Origin of the sequence: Aquicoccus sp. SU-CL01552, from assembly GCF_040365005.1 — a bacterium.
GTDB lineage: Bacteria > Pseudomonadota > Alphaproteobacteria > Rhodobacterales > Rhodobacteraceae > Antarcticimicrobium.
Genome location: NZ_BAABWV010000055.1, coordinates 1 through 622, shown reverse-complemented (window position 1 = coordinate 622; position 622 = coordinate 1). Strand labels below are relative to the sequence as shown.

Below are 622 nucleotides of genomic sequence, written 5' to 3'. Positions count from 1 at the left end.
GGCGACGATTATTTCATCTCCTCCGAAGGCAACGATACCTACAAGGGCGGCGCGGGCACGTTCGACCAGGTCACCTACAAGGACGACCCTGCCGGTGTGATCGCCAATCTCGCCACCGGCAAGGCCACTGACGGCTGGGGCGATACCGACACGCTCAAGAGCATCGAGGTGCTGCGCGGCAGCCTGTTCGACGACACGCTCAAGGGTGACAGCGGCGACAACCACATCCGCGGCCTGGCGGGCGATGACCTTCTGAACGGCGGCAACGGCACCGATACCGTGCGCTATGACAGGGATGCGAGCTATGGCGGCACCGCTGGCGTTACCGTGAACCTCGAGAAAGGCTATGCCATCGACGGGTTCGGCGATCGCGACACGCTGAAGAACTTCGAGAACGCGCGCGGCACCGACTCCAAGGACACGATCACCGGCACGGGGGCCGCGAACGATATCCGCGGCGAAGGCGGTACCGACGTGCTCAAGGGGCTGGGCGGCAATGACTTTCTGGACGGTGGCGGCGGCAACGACACGCTCAGTGGTGGCAACGGCAAAGATGTTCTGCTCGGCGGAAACGGCAAAGACACGTTGAGCGGCGGCAAGGGCAACGATTATCTGGAAGGCG

1 protein-coding gene is annotated in these 622 nt (G+C 63.7%); it reads left to right on the top strand.

Going from position 1 to position 622, the window contains the following annotated elements; translation table 11 throughout:
- A partial coding sequence (locus ABWV23_RS22360; protein WP_353351918.1) for a calcium-binding protein occupies window positions 1-622 on the top strand: 622 nt, incomplete at both ends.